This window comes from Nocardia blacklockiae (genome assembly GCF_015477355.1).
GTDB classification, from domain to species: Bacteria; Actinomycetota; Actinomycetes; order Mycobacteriales; family Mycobacteriaceae; genus Nocardia; species Nocardia blacklockiae.
The window spans coordinates 340,685-361,629 of sequence record NZ_JADLRJ010000005.1 but is presented as its reverse complement, the minus strand read 5'-3'; the positions used below and the strand labels follow the sequence as shown (position 1 = coordinate 361,629).

General features: G+C 71.5%; 15 protein-coding genes. 9 read left to right on the top strand and 6 right to left on the bottom strand.

Annotated elements, in window-relative coordinates:
• The first annotated feature begins 29 nt into the window (after positions 1 to 29).
• Both IU476_RS17920 and IU476_RS17915 read left to right on the top strand, forming a co-directional pair.
• A complete protein-coding gene (locus tag IU476_RS17920) occupies positions 30 to 1,076 on the top strand; it encodes an aldo/keto reductase (protein ID WP_228823821.1) in 1,047 nt (348 codons plus the stop codon).
• Between the two features lie 38 nt (positions 1,077 to 1,114).
• Entirely contained in the window at positions 1,115 to 1,402 is a 288-nt protein-coding gene (locus IU476_RS17915; RefSeq protein WP_195101527.1) for a putative quinol monooxygenase, read from the top strand.
• Positions 1,403 to 1,451: 49 nt separating this feature from the next.
• On the opposite strand, the gene IU476_RS17910 is transcribed toward IU476_RS17915, so the two are convergent.
• Positions 1,452 to 2,564: an FAD-dependent oxidoreductase gene (locus IU476_RS17910; protein ID WP_195101526.1), complete on the bottom strand. Its 1,113-nt coding sequence runs from the start codon at positions 2,562 to 2,564 to the stop codon at positions 1,452 to 1,454.
• A 110-nt stretch (positions 2,565 to 2,674) separates the two neighbouring features.
• On the opposite strand from IU476_RS17910, the gene IU476_RS17905 reads away from it, so the two are divergent.
• Both IU476_RS17905 and bla read left to right on the top strand, forming a co-directional pair.
• Complete coding sequence (locus tag IU476_RS17905; protein WP_195101523.1) at positions 2,675 to 3,238, top strand: TetR/AcrR family transcriptional regulator; 564 nt, start codon at positions 2,675 to 2,677, stop codon at positions 3,236 to 3,238.
• Positions 3,239 to 3,247: 9 nt separating this feature from the next.
• Positions 3,248 to 4,198, top strand: coding sequence for a class A beta-lactamase (gene bla, locus IU476_RS17900; protein ID WP_438944027.1), 951 nt, complete (start codon positions 3,248 to 3,250; stop codon positions 4,196 to 4,198).
• Positions 4,199 to 4,222: 24 nt separating this feature from the next.
• On the opposite strand, the gene IU476_RS17895 is transcribed toward bla, so the two are convergent.
• Positions 4,223 to 5,836: a DUF2207 family protein gene (locus IU476_RS17895; protein WP_195101521.1), complete on the bottom strand. Its 1,614-nt coding sequence runs from the start codon at positions 5,834 to 5,836 to the stop codon at positions 4,223 to 4,225.
• Between the two features lie 275 nt (positions 5,837 to 6,111).
• On the opposite strand from IU476_RS17895, the gene IU476_RS17890 reads away from it, so the two are divergent.
• Together IU476_RS17890 and IU476_RS17885 are read left to right on the top strand one after the other, a co-directional pair.
• A complete protein-coding gene (locus IU476_RS17890) occupies positions 6,112 to 7,044 on the top strand; it encodes a neutral zinc metallopeptidase (protein WP_195101519.1) in 933 nt (310 codons plus the stop codon).
• 7 nt (positions 7,045 to 7,051) lie between these two features.
• A complete protein-coding gene (locus IU476_RS17885) occupies positions 7,052 to 8,281 on the top strand; it encodes a neutral zinc metallopeptidase (protein ID WP_228823820.1) in 1,230 nt (409 codons plus the stop codon).
• Here the strand turns inward: IU476_RS17885 and IU476_RS17880 are convergent.
• From IU476_RS17880 to IU476_RS17865, 4 genes are all read right to left on the bottom strand, one after another.
• On the bottom strand, positions 8,278 to 8,961 hold the full coding sequence (locus IU476_RS17880) for a TetR/AcrR family transcriptional regulator (protein ID WP_228823908.1): 684 nt from the start codon (positions 8,959 to 8,961) through the stop codon (positions 8,278 to 8,280). The two genes, IU476_RS17885 and IU476_RS17880, sit on opposite strands and share 4 nt — an antisense overlap.
• Complete coding sequence (locus IU476_RS17875) at positions 8,961 to 11,216, bottom strand: MMPL family transporter (RefSeq protein WP_195101515.1); 2,256 nt, start codon at positions 11,214 to 11,216, stop codon at positions 8,961 to 8,963. Before IU476_RS17875 ends, IU476_RS17880 begins: the two co-directional genes overlap by 1 nt.
• Before the next feature lie 114 nt (positions 11,217 to 11,330).
• Complete coding sequence (locus tag IU476_RS17870; protein WP_195101513.1) at positions 11,331 to 12,629, bottom strand: ammonium transporter; 1,299 nt, start codon at positions 12,627 to 12,629, stop codon at positions 11,331 to 11,333.
• A gap of 106 nt (positions 12,630 to 12,735) precedes the next feature.
• Positions 12,736 to 13,572: a hypothetical protein gene (locus IU476_RS17865; RefSeq protein ID WP_228823819.1), complete on the bottom strand. Its 837-nt coding sequence runs from the start codon at positions 13,570 to 13,572 to the stop codon at positions 12,736 to 12,738.
• Between the two features lie 419 nt (positions 13,573 to 13,991).
• On the opposite strand from IU476_RS17865, the gene IU476_RS37070 reads away from it, so the two are divergent.
• The 3 genes from IU476_RS37070 (at position 13,992) to IU476_RS17850 (ending at position 20,881) form a co-directional block, all read left to right on the top strand.
• Entirely contained in the window at positions 13,992 to 17,234 is a 3,243-nt protein-coding gene (locus tag IU476_RS37070) for a DNA polymerase III subunit gamma and tau (RefSeq protein ID WP_324194109.1), read from the top strand.
• Positions 17,235 to 17,490: 256 nt separating this feature from the next.
• Positions 17,491 to 18,702 (top strand): acetyl-CoA C-acetyltransferase, encoded by a 1,212-nt coding sequence (locus IU476_RS17855; protein WP_195101512.1) that lies wholly within the window; start codon positions 17,491 to 17,493, stop codon positions 18,700 to 18,702.
• 31 nt (positions 18,703 to 18,733) lie between these two features.
• Positions 18,734 to 20,881 (top strand): 3-hydroxyacyl-CoA dehydrogenase NAD-binding domain-containing protein, encoded by a 2,148-nt coding sequence (locus tag IU476_RS17850; RefSeq protein WP_195101511.1) that lies wholly within the window; start codon positions 18,734 to 18,736, stop codon positions 20,879 to 20,881.
• The last annotated feature ends 64 nt before the right edge of the window (positions 20,882 to 20,945 follow it).

Here is a 20,945-nt window from a genome sequence, read left to right as displayed (position 1 = left end):
GACGGCGCGACAGACCCGAGGAGCACACCATGACAACCCTTCCCACCCGCCGGCTCGGCAGCACCGACATGCACATCAGCCGCCTCGGATTCGGGGCCTGGGCCGTCGGCGGCGCGGGCTGGCGCTACGCCTGGGGCGGCCAGGACGACGCCGAATCGATCGCCACCATCCGCCGCGCGGTCGAGGCGGGCGTGAACTGGATCGACACCGCGGCCGTCTACGGCCTGGGCCACTCCGAGGAGGTGGTCGCCAAGGCCCTGGCCGGCCTGCCGGAGGCCGACCGGCCCTACCTCTTCACCAAAGTCGGACTGGTGTGGGACGAGAACGACCGCGGCGCATCGCCCATCCGGACGATGGCGGCGGCGAGCGTCCGCCGTGAGGTCGAGGCTTCGCTGCGGCGGCTGAACGTGGAGCGCATCGACCTGTATCAGGTGCACTGGCCGGACACCGGTGCGGCGCTGGACTTCTCGGACCCCGCCGCGGCGGCGGCCGTGACACCCACGCCGCTGGAGGAGTACTGGCAGACCATGGCCGACCTGATGCGGGAAGGCAAGGTCCGCGCCATCGGCCTGTCCAATCACGCGGTGCCGCAACTGGAGATCGCCGAATCCCTCGCCCACGTGGACGCGATCCAGCCGCAGTTCTCCCTCATCAAGCGCGGCGCGGCCGACGAATTGGCCTGGGCGGCGGCACATCACACCGGTGGCATCGTCTACCAGCCGCAGCACTCCGGCCTGCTCACCGGAACCTTCTCGGCCGAGCGGGTCGCGAACCTGCCGAAGGACGACTGGCGCCGCGACTTCCCGGAGTTCACCACCGACCTCGAGCGCAACCTCGCGCTGGTGGACGCGCTGCGCCCGATCGCCGCGGCACACGACACCACGGTCGGGTCCGTGGCCATCGCCTGGACCCTGACCCGGCCCGGCGTCACCGGCGCGATCGTCGGCGCCCGGCGCCCCGACCAGGTCGACGGGTGGATCGGCGCGGCCGCACTGGAACTGACCGACGCCGACCTGGACGCCATCGCAGCGGCATTGCGCGGCACGGGCGCGGGCGAGGGTCCGATCCCGCACTGAGCACCGCCGAAACCCGAACGACCACCGAAGGAAACACCATGACCCTGCACGTCGTCGCCGAGATGCGCGCAGCCACCGGCCAGGAGGACCGCCTGCGCACCGCACTGGAAGCCATGATCGAGCCCTCCCTGAGCGAATCCGGCTGCCTGTCCTACCAGCCCTTCGCCGACCCGAACGACCCCGGCCACGCGGTGGTGGTGGAGGAGTGGCGGGACGCCGACGCGCTCGCGGAACACTTCGCCACCGCGCACTTCCGGCACGTCGCCGGTGTGCTGGAGACGATCCTGGCCGAGCCGATGGTCATCCGCCGACTCGTCGCCGAATAGGCGGTCCTCGCGCCCCCGCGGTCCGCCGCCGGGGCGCGGTCGGGCGTGGTCAGCGACCGAGAGCGCGGGCGGCGGTGTTGCGCAGAGCGATGGCCGCGCGGGAGCCGGGGACGATGAGGGTAGAGGCCGCCAGGAAGCCGCGTTGCTTGGGACGCACCAACTTCCGGTGCCGCTGCTCGTAGCGGTACAGGGCGGCGGAAAGATCGTGCGGAGTGGCCGCCAATTCGGTGGCGAGGGTGTGTCCACCGGCGATGGCGAGGGTGGAGCCGTCCCCGAACAGGGACAGGCTCGAGCCGGCGTCACCGGCCAGGGTGATGCGGCCGACGGTCCAGCGCGGCAGGGCAACCCGGCTGACCGCGTCGAAGAACAGGTCGTCGGCGGCGCGCACCTGCTCGAGGTGGTCCTCGAACGTGCCCAGCGTCCCGGCGAACGCCTCGATCACCAGGCGCTTGTGCGACTCGGTGTCGCGATGGTCGAACCCGGGCGCGGCCGACCGGCGGAACATGAAGGCGGCCAACGGCTTTCCCCGGTTCGGGTGGACGCTGAACGCCCGGCCCGGCGCGTTCAGCATCACGACCTCGCGCTCGCCGCCGATCGCGCGGTGCGCGGGCAGGGTGGCCACGTACATGCCCAGGTGCCGGACGAAGCGCGATTCCGGGCCGAAGGCCAGTCGGCGCACCGTCGAGTGCACGCCGTCGGCGCCGATCACCAGGTCGAAGTGCGCGTCCGCGGCGTGCTCGAAGCGCACGTCGACGCCGTCTGCCGTCGGGGTCAGCGCGGTGATGGTGTCGCCCCAGCGGATCTCGGCTTCGTCGCGGGCCGCCGACAGCAGGGTGGCCGCCAGGTCGGCGCGGGCCACCTCCACCTCACGATCGCCGCCCGAACCCTGAAAGGTCTTCAGGCTCAACCCGGCTCGCCGCTTGCCCGCCGCGTCGACGAAGGAGAGCCGGTCCACGGCCGAGGCGACCTCGCGCAGCCGCGGCATGATCCCCATCCGCTCGACCACGTCCACGGCCGGACCGCGCACGTCGACGGGATTGCCGCTGGACCGCTCACCGGCGGCCCGCTCCACGACCGTGACGCGAAAACCGTTCCGCGCCAGCCAATACGCCGTCGTCGACCCGGCCACCCCGGCTCCGGAAATCAGCACGCTCTTGCTCATGATGTCGCCTCCGGCGAAGTACTCAGACTAAGCGGACGAATTTCGTCCACATCGCCACGCTACACTAAGTGGAAGAAATTCGTCCAGTTCTAATTCGGGAGGTGCCGTCGATGGCCGATCAACTGCGAGCGGACGCGCGCAGCAACCGCGACCAGATCCTGGCGGCGGCCCAGATCGTGTTCCGGGAACAGGGCGTCGACGTGCCGATGAAGGAGATCGCCGACCAGGCGGGGGTCGGCGTCGGCACGCTGTACCGGCGCTTCCCGGACCGCGGCGCGCTGATCTCGGCGGCGGCCCAGGCGTATCTGCAGGCGTTGGCCGACCTCGCCGCCACCGCCGCGCGCGAGGAGGCCGGGGCGTGGCCGGCGCTGCGGCGCTTCCTGCGCGAATGCGCCGAGCTGCGCCTGGGTGCGACGGCCGCGGCGATCGAACCGGCCCTGCACGCCGACATCCGGGCCGACCCGCAGCTGAGCGGCATTCGCGCCGGCGTCGCCGAGCAGGTGGCCCGCCTCACCGCGCAGGCCCAGGTCGACGGCGAACTGCGCACCGACGTGGACGCGCAGGACGTGGCCCGACTGATGACGTTGCAGATCTACGTCCGCCCCGACGAGTCCTACGAGCAGGCCGTCCGGCGCACGATGGACATCGTGCTGGACGGCCTGCGAGCCCGGTAGTGTGCGGCGGTGACCGATGAACGGAAAGCGCCGCGTTCCGGGCGTCCCGGTGTCGGCCGCCGCGCTCTGCTGCTGGGCGCGCTGGGGTTGCCCGCGGCGGCGTGCGCGGGAACCGGCGCGCACACCACCGCGCCGACCCGCGCCGATCCGGTGTCGAGCACGCGGGTGGACCCGGCGGCGGCCGAGGAGTACTTCGCCGGGCTCGAGCGGAAATACGATGCGCGACTGGGTGTTTACGCGCTGGCCACCGGGACCGCCGTCGCGCTGGCGTACCGCGCCGAGGACCGGTTCGCGTTCTGCTCCACGTTCAAGGCGCCGGCCGCGGCGGCGGTGCTGCAGCAGCGCGCGCTGTCCTACTTGGACACGGTCGTCCGCTTCACCCGGGCGGACGTGAACTCGATCTCCCCCATCGCGCAGGACCGCGTCGACACCGGCATGACGATCCGCGAACTCTGCGACGCCGCGATCCGTTTCAGCGACGGCACGGCCGGCAATCTGCTGCTGCGCGACATCGGCGGTCCCGCCCAGCTCACCGGCTACCTGCGCAGCCTCGGCGACACGGTCGGGCGGATGGACCGGTACGAGCCGGAGCTGAACAGCGACCCGCCCGGCGATCCGCGCGACACCACCTCCCCGCGCGCCCTGGCGGGCGTCTACCAGCAGCTCGTGCTGCGCGACGCCCTGCCCGCGGACAAGCGGGCCCTGCTGCGGGATTGGTTGCAGCGCAGCACCACCGGCGCCTACACCATCCGCGCCGGAGTGCCGTCCGGCTGGACCGTCGCCAACAAGACCGGCCACGGCGACTACGGGCGCGCCAACGACGTCGCCGTCCTCTGGCCCCCGTCGGCCGCCCCGCTCGTCCTCGCGGTCATGACCGACCGCGCGGCCCGCGACGCCACCCCGCCCTACGCCATGATCGCCGACGTAGCGAAATACGTAGCAGCACAATTGAACCCGTGACCACGCGCCGAGGCCGGCCGCGCTCTACCTGCTCGCGGCGAACAACCCTTCCAGCGCGGTGATGAAGTACGGGAAGTGCCCGGCGAACCGGTGCAGGTCGGTGTCGCGGTCGAGGCCGCCGAACCAGTAGAGGCCGGGCTGGCGGTCGGCGGCGGGATTCAGCTCGCGGAAGGTGCGGATCCAGTTGTCGGCGCGGCCGCCGACGATGGTGAACGGCAGCGCGCGGGAGAAGACCAGTTCGCGGTCGGCGGGCGGCACGCGGTCGGCGGTGAGCGCGTCCAGTCCGCGTTGCAGCGCGCGCACCCGGCCGGCGAGTTCGCGGCCCGCGGCGGTGCGCGCGGGCAGATAGCGCGGCAGCAGCAGCGCGGCGCCGCCGCCGAGCGCGATGGCGACGCCGACCAGGGCGTGCCCGCCGGTGATCGCCAGCGCGATCGTGGTCACCACGCCCGCCGCCACCAGCGCCACGCCCAGCCAGAAGGCCGGGCCCCGGCGCTCGCGATCGATCAGGGTGCCGCGCGCGAGAGCGTCGTCGCGCAGCGCCGCGCGCACCGGCGCGCCGCCGATCCGCCCGCCGCGCAGCTCCGAGACCAGCACCGAGTCGGTGCCCTCGGGTAGCAGTGCCCGGTACACGGCCTGCTCGTAGTCGCGCAGTTGGTCGTCGGCCGGGTTGACGCGGTTGATCCGCCAGTCCGAATCGCTGACCGGGGTCACCCACAGATAGCGGCGCACCGCCAGGTCCACGACGGTCGCGGCCAGGTCGCTCGGATCGGCGGACCCGTCCAGCAGCAGTCCCGCCTCGCCCGGCAGCACGCCCTCCGGCGAGGTGAACTGCACCTGATTCCCGTTGTGCTGCACCGGGTCCAGCGTGTCGTGGCCGCCGAGCGCGGCCGCGTCCTGCCGCCGCGCCCACGCCACGTACCCGCCGGCCGCGGCGAGCGCCAGCAGCAGCACCCCGAACGCGACGAGCACCGGCGTGGTGACGGCGAACGCGCTCGGCTCGTCGCCGGTGATGTCGGCGTTGGCGGGCACGGTGCCGGGCGGCATCTGGAGGGTGAGGTCGATCAGGTCGCCCTTCTTCAGCCCCTCCTTGTAGAGCGTCAGCACACCGTCCGGCTCCACCCGCACGTCCGCGCACGGCTGCGGGCTCCCAGCGGGGCCGATCTTGCAGTCGACGATGCCCATCTGATAGCTCGGGCTGATCACCGACGCGGTGATCGAGGCGACCTCGGTGTTGAGCACCCCGCTCCACCGGAAGATCTGCGTGCCCGCCGCGTCGTTGACCGTGTTGTGCACGATGTAGCGGTAGGACGACTCACCCGGCCGGGCGTCGATGCTGAACCGGTCGCCCTCGACCTTCGCCGTGCCGGAACCGGTGGCGGAGATGTCGGAGACGCTGAAACGCCGTTCCCCCTTGTCCTTCAGCGCGACCCGCAGCGGAACCGCCATGTGGAACTCGCCGCCCGGCGGCACCTGAACGGTCTCGGCGACCTCGAGCAGACCCTCCTCGCTCAGTTTGATGTCGGCGGTGATCGTCACCCCGGCGGCCGGCTCCTGCGCCTGGGCCGCGGGCGCGGCGGCGAAAGCTCCCGCCAGAACCAGCAACAGAGCGCCCAGCGCGCCCCCCCGAAAGATCAGCATGGGGCCATAGCTTAGACAGCTTGCTATCCTGCGTCAGCGGCTGTCGAGTACCGGGAAGAACCAGGGGGAGCGGGGGAGTGAGTCAACCACCCTACGGATACGGGCCGGTCCCGCCCGGCGGCCGGCCGGTCCCGCCGCCCTACGGCCGACCTGGCTATCCGCCGCCACCGCACTACCCGCCGCCGCCCGGATACGCGCCGAATTACGGTCCGCCACCGGGCTATCCGCCGCCGGGATACGCTGCGCCGCCGCCTGTTCCAGGCCATCGGCCGCCGATGCCGCCGCCCGCGCCGTACGGGCCGCCGGGCCGCCCGCCGCAGCGCAAGCGCGGGGGCGGCTGGGGCGTCTTCCTGATCGTTCTCATCCTGATCGTGACCAGCGGACTGGTGCGCACCGCGATCCGCACCGGCGTGCACGTGGCCGCCCATTCCGGCGATCAGCCGAGTTACACCTATGCTCCCACCACTGGTAAATCCGGTTCGGGGAGTTCGGGCGTCGCGGCCACCGACGCCAATCCGCTGGTGGCGGACCCGGGTTCGCCGCTGAGCCCGGCCCGGTGCGACTACGCGCCGTGGAGCACCCAGGTCGACGCCGCCCGCAAGTTCTTCGAGAGCGCGGCCGGGTGTCTCGAAAAGGCCTGGCAGCCGGTGCTTTCGGCGGCGAAGCTGTCGTTCACGCCGCCCAAGCTCAGCGTCACCGCCTCCACCGCGGGAATCAGCACGCCGTGCACGGGCAGCAGCAGCAACTTCGCGGCCTTCTACTGCGGCGCGAACCAGACCATTTACATGCCGATCAGCCAATTGCAGACCGCCATGTTCAAGGACCACTGGGAGATCTACCTGTCGGTGTTCGCCCACGAGTACGGCCACCACGTGCAGGCCCAGTCCGGAATCCTGCTGGAGGCCAACAAACAACGCCGCGAGGCCGGGACCAGCAGCGCGCGGGGTTTGGAGCTGTCGCGCCGAGTCGAGTTGCAGGCCAACTGCTTCGACGGCATGTTCCTCGCGGCCACGGCGGGCGGCGGCTCGCTGACCTCGACCCAGACCGGCAACACCCGCGACGACGCGTACGGCCGCGGCGACGCCCCCGGCGACATGCGCGACCACGGTTCGGCCCAGCACATGGGCGACTGGTGGACCACGGGTTTCGAGAAGAACCAGACCTCACAGTGCAACACCTTCGAAGCCCCCGCGAACCAGGTGAGTTGATGCGGCCATGAACCAGCCTCCCGGATACCCGCCGCCGCCCGGCTCGCCGCCGCCCGGCCGCCCGCCGTACGGTCCGCCCCCCGGCTACGGCCCGCCGCCCGGCTACGGTCCGCCCCCGGGATACGGACCGCCCGGTTACGGCCAGCGTCCCCCGTACGGCCCGCCGCCCGCCGCCGGCCCGCGTCCGCCGTACGGTCCGCCGCTGCCGCCGCCGGGGTATTACGGCCGGCCCTATCCGCCGCCGCGTTCGGGCGGCGGCGGCGTGATCGGCGTGATCTTCGCGGTGCTGCTGGTCTTCGGCGTGGTCGGCGCGCTGGTCGTGTTCGCCACCGTCGGCGCCACCGGCAGCCATCCCTCGAAGTACTCCTACGACACCCCGAGCTACACCTACGCGCCGCCGAGCTACACCACCGCCTCGGCCGCGGCGACCACCACCACGGCACCGACGAGCGCCGCGACCACCTCCCGCTCGGCCACCACCACCCGCACCGCCACGTCGACGAAACCCGCAGGGCCGCAACCGGTCAACGCGACCGGCGACAACCCGCTGTTCCGCGACCCCGACGCCGGACTGATCAACATCGAGTGCGGCTATCCCCGCTGGGGCTCGGTGCAGGCCGCGGCGCAGGCGTTCTTCGAGGCGGCGCGCACCTGCCTGGACAACATGTGGAAGCCGGTGCTGCAGGCGGCGGGCCTGCCGTTCTCCAGCCCGACCATCTCCGTCCCGGCGCGCTCGGCCAACGCCAGTTCGCCGTGCAGCAGTTCCGGCGGCAGCTTCGCCGCGTTCTACTGCTCGACCAACCACACCATCTACATGCCGCTGGACACCATCCAGATCGAGGACTACGGCGACGACTCGGTGATCTACCTGGCCGTCTTCGCCCACGAGTACGGCCACCACGTCGAGGCGATCACCGGCATCCTGGACAAGGCGCACCGCGACCGCTACGACGCGGGCGCGACTTCGGCCAAGGGACTGGAACTCTCGCGGCGCACCGAGTTGCAGGCGCAGTGCTTCGGCGGGATGTTCATCGGCTCGTCGAACCACGTCGGGACGGTGAGCGTGGACCAGGCGCAGCGCACGATCCAGGACAACTACTCCCGCGGCGACGGCCAGGGCGACACCAGAGACCATGGCAGCAAACAGCATTACGGCTCCTGGTACGAGCACGGCTACATCAACAACCGCACCCAGAAGTGCAACACCTGGCTGGCCGACGCGTCCGACGTCAGCTAGTCGCGCTGCCGCAACCCCGCGAGCCAGCGCGCGGTCTCGTCGGGTTCGGGGAATTCGCCGCCCATGATGTCGAGCACCGCGTGCCCGACGCAGGCCGCGCCGAGCACCCGGTCGGCGATGGCCTCGGCGTCGCCCCACGGCAGGTAGGGCTTGGCGATCAGCAGCGAGGCGATGCCGTGCGCGGCCGCCCACAGCTCCAGCACCACCGGCAGCGGGTCGCCGGGCGCGATGGTGCCGGCGTCCATGGCCTCGCGGACCGTGTCCGAGAACCGTTGGAACGCACCGCTGCCCAGCACCTGGTCGACCGCGCGCGGGCCGTCGCCGGACGAGCCGGCGGTGGCCACCCGGTACTGGCCCGGATGCTGGAGCGCGAAACGCACGTAGGCCATGCCCTGCTCGCGCATCCGGGTGATCGGCGACTGTGCGGGATCGGTGGCGGCCGCCACCGCGGCGTCCAGGTTCTCGAACACCTGCGCCACGGCCGCGTCGATGAGCGCGTCCTTGTCGGCGAAGTGCCGGTAGATCGACGGCGCGCTCACCCCGACCAGCCTGCTCACCTCGCGGATCGACACCGCGTCGGCATTCCCGGTGCGCGCCAGCAGGTCCCGGGTGGCCTCGAGGATCTCCGCGCGTAGTCGGTCGCCGGTGCCGCGGGCCGAGCGCGGGCGGCGCGGGCACATCACGACCGGGCCGGCTCGGGTGCGGGCGCCGCGGCACGCGGCTCGGGCGCCTCCTCCGCGAGACCGAACCGCTCGTGCAGCCGGGCCAGCGGGGCGGGCGCCCACCAGTTGGCGCGGCCCATCAGTTTCATCAGGGCGGGCACCAGCAGGCCGCGGATGACGGTGGCGTCGGCGAGGACGGTGAGGGTCAGTCCCAGGCCGAACATCTGCATGAACGAGACCTTCGCGGTAACCATGGCGCCCAACACGATAGCCATCAGCAGGGCGGCCGCGGTGACGATGCGCCCGGTGCGCGCGACACCGACCGCCACCGAGCGTTCGTTGTCGGCGGCCGTGCGGCCGGACGCCAGCCACGCCTCCCGGATCCGCGACAGCAGGAACACCTCGTAGTCCATCGACATCCCGAACGCCAGGCAGAACATCAGGATCGGCATCGTGGCCACCAGGTAGCCGGTCGGGGTGAAGCCGAGCAGCCCGGACAGGTGGCCCTCCTGGAAGATCCACACCATCATCCCGAACATCGCACTGAGCGAAAGCGAGTTCAGCACCAGAGCTTTCAGCGGGAGTACCACACTGCCGGTGAACAGGAACAGCACCACGAACGTGGACAGCGCGATCAGCGCCACGGCCAGCGGGAGCCGCGCGCCCAGCGCGTGCAGGGTGTCGGCGTTGATCGCCGCCCCGCCGCCGAACAGCGCCGGCGCGGGCGCGGGGACGTCGCGCAACTGCCGGAACTGGTCCTGGCCGTCCTCGGAGTAGGGATTGAAACGCGAAGTGACGGTGAGGTATTCGCCGGTCTCGTTGGCCATGCCGGGCGGGGTGGGCGCGACCCGGGCGCCCGAGACGTACACGCCCGAACTCGACAGCACCGCCGACACCCCGTTCACCTTCGACAGCGCGGTGGCGTAACCGCCGATCGCCGCCGCGTCGCCGCGGTAGCCGTTCAGCACGACGGTGGTGCCGGAGCCCGCGTTGACGGCCGGGAAGTCGCTGCGCAGCACGTCCCCGACGGCCCGGGTTTCCGCGCCCGGCGGCAGCACCCGGTCGTCGGGATAGCCGAATCTCACGCCCAGGAACGGGGATCCGATCGCCAGCAGCACCGCCGCGAGCACCACCGTCACCGGCACGGCGCGCCGCATCACCCAGGTGACCGTGCGGTACCAGCCGGACCGCTCCAGCGGGCGTGCGACGGGTGCGGGGCGGCGCAGCAGGCGGCGCAGCGGCACCCGCAGGTCCCAGGCGTTCACGCGGTCGCCGAGCAGCACCAGCGCGGCGGGCAGGACCACGATCGATGCCGCCGCCGCGGCCGCCACCACGGCCACCCCGGCGAACGCGACCGAGCGCAGGAAGTACAGGTCGAACACGGCCAGCGTGGCCAGCGCCAGCACCACCGTGAGCGTCGAGTACAGCACCGTGCGCCCGGCGGTCTGCACCGCGCGGATCGCGGCGTCGCGGTGGGCGCGCCCGCCCGCCAGCTCCTCGCGGTAGCGGCTGACGATGAACAGGCTGTAGTCGATGGCGAGCGCCAGGCCCAGGGCCGTGGTCATGTTCAGCGCGTAGATCGAGACGTCGGAGAACGACGTGAGCGCGCGCAGGATCGCGAGCGTGCCGGCGATCGCGAACAAACCGATCAACAGCGGCAGCGCGGCGGCGATCACGCTGCCGAACACCAGCATCAGCACGATCGCGGTGAGCGGGACCGCCACCCCCTCGGCGAGCGTGAGGTCCTTGGTGACCTGGGTGTTCACCTCGTGGTACAGCGCCGCCAGACCGCCCGCGCGGACGGTGACGCCGTCCGGCGTGGCGCCGAGATCGGCGGTCACCGCCGCGGCGGTCTTCTGCGCGGCGTCGTCGCCGCCGGTCAGATAGGCGAGCACCAGGGCGCTCTTGCCGTCCGTGCTGCGCAGCGCGGAGGCGAGCTGGGGCGGGCTGTCCCAGTAGGACCGCACGCCGACCGCGTCGCCGCGGCTCCGCAATCGCTCGGTGAGGTCGGTGGCGACCGCGCGGGCGGCCCGGTCGTCGACGCCGTGGTCGGCGTGGACCAGCAGCACCAGATTGGGTTCCGCGCCGCCGAAGTTGTCCGCGAGCAGGCGGGTGACCTGCGAGGATTCGGCGTTGTCGGACGTGAAGCCGCCACCCTTCAGCCGATCGGTGACCGAGGCGCCGAAGCCCGCGCACAGCACGGCGAGCAGGAGTGCCGCCAGCAGCACGTGTTTCGGGTACCGCGTGACGAGCCGAGCGATTCGGGTCAGCATGGGCGCTCCTCGGTCGGACCGTAAGGTAACGGCGTTAGCGTAACGTCGTTAGCCCTACGGTCCGCAAGCCCCGGCCCCTACCGGAACGCCGTGATCCCGCTCACGTCCGAGCGATCAGCCCTGGTCGGGCTTGGGGTGCTGGTTGCTCTGGTGACCGAAGATGCCGCGGGGTGCGTGACCGTGCACGCCCTCGGCGTAGGCGGTCTCGGCGTGCAGGGCGAAGTCGATCCCGGCCACCTCGTCCTCCCGGCTCACCCGGAAGCCCATCGTGCGGTCGATCAGCTTGCCCAGCGCGAAGGAGACGCCGAACGCCCACAGCGCGACCACCAGCACGCCGACGACCTGCTTGCCCAGCTGGGCGAGCCCGCCGCCGTAGAGCAGGCCGCGCGCGCCCCCGGTCATCACCTGGTTGGCGAGCAGCCCGATGAGCAGCGTGCCGACGATGCCGCCCATGAAGTGCACGCCCACCACGTCCAGCGAATCGTCGTAGCCGGCCTTGAACTTCCAGGCCACCGCGTACGAACACACCACGCCCGCGACGAGACCCACGACCACCGCGCCGAGCGTGTTCACCGACCCGCACGACGGCGTGATCGCCACCAGACCGGCCACCACGCCCGAGGCCGCGCCGAAGGTGGTCGGCCGGCCGTCGCGCAGCTGCTCCACCAGCAGCCAGCCCAGCATGCCGAGACAGCCGGCGACGAGCGTGTTCAGGAAGACGGCGGCCGCGACGCCGTCGGCCGCCAGCGCCGAACCGGCATTGAAACCGAACCAGCCGAACCACAGCAGGCCCGCGCCCAGCAGCACGAACGGCAGATTGTGCGGGCGCATCGCGTCCACCTTGAACCCGACCCGCGGGCCGAGCACCAGCGCCAGCGCGAGAGCCGAAGCGCCCGAGGCGATCTCGACCACCAGCCCGCCCGCGAAGTCCAGCGCGCCGAAGGAGGCCAGCCAGCCGTCCGGCCCCCACACCCAGTGCGCGACCGGCGCGTACACCAGCAGCGTCCACAGCGGGACGAACGCGATCCAGGCGGAGAATTTCGCTCGATCCGCGATCGCGCCGCTGACCAGGGCCGCGGTCAGGATCGCGAAGGTGAGCTGGAAGGTCGCGTACAGCAGCTCCGGCACCGAGCCGTGCACCGTCGACGGATCGATGCCGACCATGCCGGCGTGGGTGAGGTTGCCGATCAGCCCGCCGCCGGCATCGTCGCCGAAGGCCAGCGCGTAGCCGACCAGCAGCCACGTCACCGTCACCAGCGGGATGGCGATGAAGCTCATCATCAGCATGTTGAGCACGCCGGTGGACCGGAACATCCCGCCGTAGAAGATGGCCAGTCCGGGCGTCATGAGCAGCACCAAGGCGGTGCTGGCCAGCAGCCAGGCGGTGGCCGCGGGGTCGATCGTCGGGGGCATGGCAACTCCTTCCGGCGCGCTTGCGCGTCGCAAGGAAATTACCGAACCCGCACCGCGCGGGTCGCGACCCGGCGGCCGGACCGCCCGAATCGCGGCGCCTACCGCCCTATTGTCTACGGGCCTTGCGCGCCAGGGCGCGCAGCCCGCGCGGACCCGGGACCGGCAGCTCGTCGCGGACGGCGAGCCATTCGGCGGTGACCAGCCACTGCTGCTGGGCACGGGCGTCGGCGGTGTCGTTGAAGACGCGGCGGCCGCGGTCGTCGCGCACGTCGTGGGCCAGCACCGACCAGCGCGGCGGCCGGCCGTGTTCGCGCTCGTAGCCGTCCAGGAAGCCCGCGACGAGGGTGCCGATGACGTTCACCGGCCGCAGCGACACCCGATTGCCGAATTGCGCGGCGTGGAAACGCCGGCCGGCGCACAGCGAGCGCGGCGCGGCGTTGTAGGCGATCCAGCCCGCCCGCTGTGCGCGCTCGATCAGCCAGAGGTGTTTGATCGCGTTCGGCGCGATGTCGCCGACCCGCTCGCGAATCAGCGCCGACACCGGATCGGTGAGCAGAATGTCGCGGCGCGTCGGCCCGATTCCGTGTTCTTCGCGATATTTCTGGGTGGCCGTTGCCAAAATGCGACCGAATTCGTCGATACTGCGCTGGGCGCGCTTGCCCAGCCGTTCGATTCGTTCCGCCTCGGCGCGCATCTCGTTCTGCGCGATCAGGGTGCGGATGGCCGGCATGGTCGGCACCTGGCCGCGTTCGAGCAGCTCCAGGATCGCGGCCGACGTGGTCGGGTCGGCGGCGGCCGCCACCGGTAACGAGTCGCGGTCGAGGGCGAACTCCTGGGGCCCGATCGCGCGGCTCAGCAGAGCGGTGGCCGCCCGGTCGTCGGCGAATTCGGTGTGTGAGAGCAGCGCGCTGGCGATGTCGTTGCACGACGGCACGGTCGACATTCCTCCCCGGATTTAGTTGTGCCCCGGTCGGGATGAGGGACCGACCGGGGCGACCAACCTGATGAAGGTTTGGCTACCGAAGTTGCCGAAACCCACGTTAGCCATTCGATTGCCTGGAATGCCAACCGGGTTACTGGATCGTTATGTCAGTAATTGGCCCGGCAAACGGGGAGCCGGTTCGGAACTTTCGCCGGCGTACCGGACCGGTTCCGCGTAACGTGGTTTTTGGTCGCATTTCCTAATTCTTTCCGGGGTGGCCGGACTTATCGGTCTGTTGCGCGGCGCTCCAACCGGACGCGGGAATGGTTGCGCGGCGGCCGCGTCCGGCCCGGCCGGTTGCCATGAACGGTGTCGGTGCGCGCCGGTACCCTCGGGCCGTGGCTCTGTACCGGAAGTACCGACCGGCAACATTCGCAGAGGTGGTTGGGCAGGAGCACGTCACCGATCCGCTGAGCACCGCACTGGACACGGGGCGGATCAGTCATGCCTACCTGTTCTCCGGCCCGCGCGGGTGCGGCAAGACCTCCTCGGCGCGCATCCTGGCCCGCTCGCTGAACTGCGTCGAGGGCCCGACGTCGCGCCCGTGCGGGGTGTGTTCCTCGTGTGTGGCGCTGGCGCCCGGCGGGCCCGGCAACCTGGATGTCATCGAGCTGGACGCCGCGAGCCACGGCGGCGTCGACGACACTCGCGAGCTGCGCGACCGCGCCTTCTACGCGCCGGCCGAATCGCGCTACCGGGTGTTCATCGTCGACGAGGCGCACATGGTCACCACCGCGGGCTTCAACGCGCTGCTCAAGATCGTCGAGGAGCCGCCCGCCCACCTGATCTTCGTCTTCGCCACCACCGAGCCGGACAAGGTGCTGCCCACCATCCGCTCGCGCACCCACCACTACCCGTTCCGGCTGCTGCCGCCCGCGACCATGCGCGGCCTGCTCGGCAAGATCTGCGAGCAGGAGGGCGTGCAGGTCGAGGAGGCGGTCTACCCGCTGGTGATCCGGGCCGGCGGCGGCTCCCCGCGCGACAGTCTGAGCGTGCTGGACCAGTTGCTCGCGGGCGCCGGGTCGGAGGGCGTCACCTACCAGCGCGCGCTCGCGCTGCTGGGCGTCACCGACATCGCCCTGATCGACGAGGCGGTGGCGGCGCTGGCCGCCGGCGACGGCGCCGCGCTGTTCGGCACCGTGGATCGGGTGGTCGAGGCCGGGCACGACCCGCGCCGCTTCGGCACCGACCTGCTGGAACGCATGCGCGACCTGATCCTGCTGCGCGCCGTGCCCGACGCCGTGGACCGCAACCTCGTCACCGGCCCCGCCGACGTCCTGGACCGCATGCGCGACCAGGCCGAGCGCATCGGCCCCGCCACCCTCACCCGCTACGCCGAACTCCTGCACGAGGGCCTCGGCGAGATGCGCGGCGCCACCGCCCCCCGCCTCCTGCTCGAGGTCGTCTGCGCCCGCATGCTCCTGCCCGCCGTCTCCGACGCCGAATCCGCCACCCTCCAGCGCCTGGAACGCCTCGAGCGCGGCATGGCGAGCGGCAGCCTGCCCGCTGCCCCGAACCCCGCCGCCGGTGCACCCGCCCGCCCCGCGACTCCTCCGGCCGCCGGCCCCGAGACACCGCCCGCACCCCCGTCCGCCGGTGGCTCCCGCCGCCGCGGCGCCGAGGCATTGGCCGCCATCCGAGCCGAGAAGACCGGCCCGCCAACCCATTCCGCCGCGGACTCCGGCACCCGCACACCGACCTCCGGCCCGCCTCCGGCGGAACCGGCAGCGCCCCCGGCGCGGCAAGCTGCGGAAGGCGCGGCCACTCCCGCCGCGCGGTCCGGGGACGACGCGGCCGCTCCTGCCGCGCGGTCCGCGGAAAGCGCGGTGGTCCCGGCCGCGCAGTCGGTGGCGGGCGCGGACCCCTCACGTTCGCAGCCTGCCCCCTCCGCCGCCGAGCCGAACCCAGCGGAAGCCGCAGTCGCCCAAGCCCCGCATTCCGCTGAAGGCGCAGCCGCTCCTGCCGTGCGGTCCGCGGAAAGCGCGGTGGTCCCGGCCACGCAGTCGGTGGAGGGCGCGGAGCCCTCCGCTTCGCGGCCTGTGCCCTCCGCATCCGCGCCGTCGAATCCCGAGGCGGGAGAGCTGCTTTCGCGGGAGGTCGACGGTGCGGCTTCGGCCGGGGCGGTGAGTCCGGAGGCGTCGTCGTCGCAGACGCGAGATGTCGCCCGGGTGGCCGCCGAACAGCGCCCGCACCCCGCCCAGCGGGCGCAGGCCCCGCACGGACCCGAGGCCTCCGGTGCGCCGCAGGCGGGGTCGACGGAAGCTGAGAAGGCGGCAGCGCCGACCGGCGAAGAGGTGGAAACTGCGGCGGTACAAGGAGACTCACCGGACGTGCGGGTTTCCTCGGGCCGTGGCGAGACCGCGCCGGGTGACACCGGCCCCGTCGATGCCGAACCGTCCGCGCAGCATGGTTCCGAAGTGGTCGAGACCTCCGGCGCGGTGCCGCACGACTCGTCGAGCGATGCGATTTCGACTGGCCGGGCGGGCACCGAAGCTGCTGTGGCCCACTCGGATACCGAGGTCGCGGCGGATGGAGACGCCGGTGTTCCGGCGGAAAGCGCTGTGCCGCAGGATGTTTCGCATGAGCCTGAGCGGTCGGCAGATGATTTCCCCGCAGGTCCAGCAGGCGCCGACGCGGATGGCCTGCCGCAGGCAGCCGGTGCGCCGGAGTCGGCCGACCGCCGCGACGTCGCGGCTGCGGCCGGTTCGGTGGCCCACGCTGCCGATGCGCCCGGACCGGCAGACGGCCCCGATTCGTCCGACGCTGCCGAGGCGTCCGAGCCGGTAGCCGCTCCCGGTGCGATGGCCGGGGCGGACGCACCCGGCGGGGATGTGGTGCGGGAGGTCGAGGCGAAGTGGGGGGAGATCCGGGGGAAGGTGCGGGAGTTCGGAGCCGCGGTGCACGCGCTGCTGTCCGGGGCCGCGGTGGCGCGGGTGGAGGGGGACACCATCGTCTTCGCGCATCAGCACGCGCCGCTGGCGCAGCGGCTGTCGAACCCGAAGTACGTGGAGGCCGTACAGGGCGCCGTGCAGGCGGTGCTGGGGCGCGCCTACGCCGTGCGGTGGGAGGTCGGTTCCGGGGCGGCACCCGCGGGGAATTCCGGATCCGCTCCGGCAGGCGGCGGTCGTGGGCAGAGCGGCCCGGGCAGGGGAGCGGCACCGGCGCGTCGCGCGGGGGCGGGACAGCCCGGCGCGGGGCAGACCGGTGCGGGACAGCCCGGCGCGGGGCAGACCGGTGCGGCGCAGCGTCCCGCGCAGCCGGAGGCCCCCCGGTACACCCGCCCGAGCCAGTCGCGGGCCGCGAGCCCGGAGGCCACCGGCTCCGCGTCCGGTGCGCGCGGCCGCGAATCCGGCCCGGCGAGCGCCGAATCCAGCACCCCGCCGCCGCCCCCCGACGACGACATTCCGCTGCCCGACGGGCCGGACCTCCCCGACGACCCGGGGCCGGGGGACTACTCGTCGGTAGGTTATGACGGTGTCCCACCTGCGTCGACGCCGGAGGAGGAGCAGGAGATGCTCGCCGAGTCGGCCCGCCCGGCACCCCCGGGAGACCGCCGCGACCCCGATGAGGTGGCCTTGGAGTTGCTGGCGAGTGAGCTGGGCGCCACACGTCTGGAGGCTTGACAGACACCCGCCGGACGGCCTTAAGTTAACCGGAGTTCGCATCCCGCTGTACTATGAACGGGTGGTCGTCAGCAGCGGTGCTACGAGGCTCTATGGTTGGCCCGGGCGTACGGGCGACCGGAGCACGCGTGGGCCGCTGCGGGCCGACGTTTGTACAGCGTCCAGACGGTCGGCCCCACGGCCGGTCGGCGAGGTTACCTGCGGCGATATCGGGCACTGCGGTGTCGGCGCAGCCTAAGGAAGGAAACACTCCGATATGACCACAGAGGCCTACATCTACGAGGCCATTCGCACTCCGCGTGGCCGGAACAAGAAGGGCTCGCTGCACTCGGTCAAGCCGATCGATCTGACGACCGGTCTGGTCAAGGAACTGCGCACCCGCTTCCCGGATCTGGACGAGGACCGCATCTCCGACGTCGTGCTCGGCGTGGTGTCTCCCGTGGGCGATCAGGGCGCCGACATCGCCCGCACCACCGTGCTGGCCGCCGGCCTGCCCGACACCGTCGGCGGCACCCAGATCAACCGCTTCTGTGCGTCCGGCCTGGAGGCCGTCAACCTCGCCGCCCAGAAGGTCCGCTCCGGCTTCGAGGACCTGGTCATCGCCGGTGGCGTCGAGTCGATGTCGCGCGTGCCGATGGGTTCCGACGGCGGCGCCATGTTCATGGACCCGTGGACCAGCTACCAGAACTACATCGTCCCGCAGGGCGTCTCGGCCGACCTGATCGCCACCATCGAGGGCTTCAGCCGCGAGGACGTCGACGCCTACGCGGTGCGGTCGCAGGAGCGCGCCGCGGCGGCGTGGGACGGCGGCTACTTCGCCAAGTCGGTCGTGCCGGTGCGCGACATCAACGGCCTGCCCGTGCTGGAGCGCGACGAGCACATGCGCCCCGGCACCACCCTGGAGGACCTGGCCAAGCTCAACCCGTCGTTCGCGGTGGTCGGTGAGATGGGCGGCTTCGACGCGGTGGCGACCCAGAAGTACCACTTCGTGGAGAAGATCAACCACGTCCACCACGGCGGCAACAGCTCCGGCATCGTGGACGGCGCGGCCATCCTGCTGATCGGCAACGAGGAGGCCGGCAAGGCCTCGGGCCTGACCCCGCGCGCCCGCATCGTCGCCACCGGCATCAGCGGCGCCGACGCCACCATCATGCTGACCGGCCCCACCCCGGCCGCGCAGAAGGCGCTGGCCAAGGCCGGCCTGAGCGTCGACGACATCGACCTGTTCGAGCTGAACGAGGCCTTCGCCTCGGTGGTCCTGAAGTTCCAGAAGGACCTGAACATCCCGGACGAGAAGCTGAACGTCAACGGCGGCGCCATCGCCATGGGCCACCCGCTGGGCGCCACCGGCGCGATGATCACCGGCACCATGGTCGACGAGCTGGAGCGCCGCAACGCCCGCTACGCCCTGGTGACCCTGTGCATCGGCGGCGGCATGGGTGTGGCCACCATCATCGAGCGCGTCTGACGCCCCTACCTCACAGGAGAGACGAAAACACATGACCGACAACATGATCGCCTGGGAGAAGGACGCCGACGGCATCGTCGTGTTGACCATGGACGACCCCAACCAGGGCGCCAACACGATGAACGAGCTGTACAAGAGCTCGATGCAGGCCACCGTCGACCGCCTCGAGGCCGAGAAGGACGACATCTCCGGCGTCGTCATCACCTCGGCGAAGAAGACCTTCTTCGCGGGCGGCGACCTCAAGAACATGATGCAGACCGGGCCGGACGACGCCGCGGCCATCATGGAGGAGCTGACCGTCATCAAGGGCGCGCTGCGCCGCCTGGAGCAGCTGGGCAAGCCGGTCGTCGCCGCCATCAACGGCGCCGCGCTCGGCGGCGGCCTGGAGATCGCGCTGGCCACCCACCACCGCATCGCCGCCGACGTCAAGGGCCTGAAGATCGGCCTGCCCGAGGTGAAGCTGGGCCTGCTGCCCGCCGGCGGCGGTGTCACCCGCACCGTGCGGATGTTCGGCCTGCAGACCGCGCTGCTGCAGATCCTGCTGCAGGGCAACGAGTTCGACGCCAACAAGGCCAAGGGCATCGGCCTGGTCGACGAGGTCGTCGGTTCGGTCGAGGAGCTGGTCCCGGCCGCGAAGGCGTGGATCAAGGCCAACCCCGACAAGGGCGTGCAGCCCTGGGACGTCAAGGGCTACAAGATCCCCGGCGGCACCCCGTCCAGCCCGGCGCTGGCCGCGAACCTCCCGGCCTTCCCCGCGAACCTGCGCAAGCAGCTCAAGGGCGCCAACATGCCGGCCCCGAAGAACATCATGTCCGCCGCCATCGAGGGCGCGCAGGTCGATTTCGACAACGCGTCGCTGATCGAGTCGCGCTACTTCGTCAACCTGCTCACCGGGCCGGTCGCGAAGAACATGATCCAGGCGTTCTTCTTCGACCTGCAGACCATCAACAACGGTGGTTCGCGGCCGAAGGACGTGCCGAAGCGCGAGATCAAGAAGGTCGGCGTGCTCGGCGCCGGCATGATGGGCGCGGGCATCGCCTACGTCTCGGCCAAGGCCGGGTACGAGGTCGTGCTGAAGGACGTCTCGCTGGAGGCGGCCGAGCGCGGCAAGAACTACTCGGAGAAGATCGAGCAGAAGGCCCTCTCGAAGGGTCGCACCACCGAGGAGAAGTCCAAGGCGCTGCTGGATCGCATCCACCCGACCGCCGACGCGAAGGACTTCGACGGCGTCGACTTCGTCATCGAGGCCGTCTTCGAGAACACCGAGCTGAAGCAGAAGGTGTTCCAGGAGATCGAGGACATCGTCACCCCCGACGCGCTGCTCGGCTCCAACACCTCGACGCTGCCGATCACCGGCCTGGCGACCGGCGTGAAGCGGGAGAGCGACTTCATCGGCATCCACTTCTTCTCGCCGGTCGACAAGATGCCGCTGGTGGAGATCATCCGCGGCGAGAAGACCTCCGACGAGGCGCTGGCCCGGGTGTTCGACTACACCCTCGCGATCCGCAAGACCCCGATCGTGGTCAACGACAGCCGCGGTTTCTTCACCTCGCGCGTGATCGGCACCTTCGTCAACGAGGCGATCGCCATGCTGAAGGAGGGCATCGACCCGCAGACCATCGAGCAGTCGGGTCTGCAGGCCGGTTACCCGGCGGCGCCGCTGCAGCTGTCGGACGAGCTGAACATGAAGCTCATGCAGAAGATCGCCGCCGAGACGCTGGAGGCCGCGAAGGCGGGCGACACGCGGCTGGGCACCGAGCGGCACCCGGCGCAGGACGTCATCGACTACATGGTCGGCGAGGGTCGTCCGGGCCGCCTGGAGAAGGCGGGCTTCTACGAGTACGACGAGAACGGCAAGCGCCAGGGCCTGTGGCCGGGTCTGCGCGAGCACTTCAAGACCAGCACCGAGGACAAGGTTCCGTTCCAGGATCTGATCGACCGGCAGCTGTTCATCGAGGCCATCGAGACCCAGAAGTGTTTCGACGAGGGCGTGCTGACCTCGACGGCCGACGCGAACATCGGCTCGATCTTCGGCATCGGCTACCCGGCCTGGACCGGTGGTGTGCACCAGTTCATCGTCGGGTACCCGGGTGGACAGGAGGCCTTCGTGGCCCGCGCGGACGAGCTCGCCGCCAAGTACGGCAAGCGGTTCGAGGTGCCCGCCTCGCTGCGTAAGTAGCGGATCGAGTCCCTGGTACGGCCCGGATCACGGCTTCGTGATCCGGGCCGTCCTGTCCGCGAAG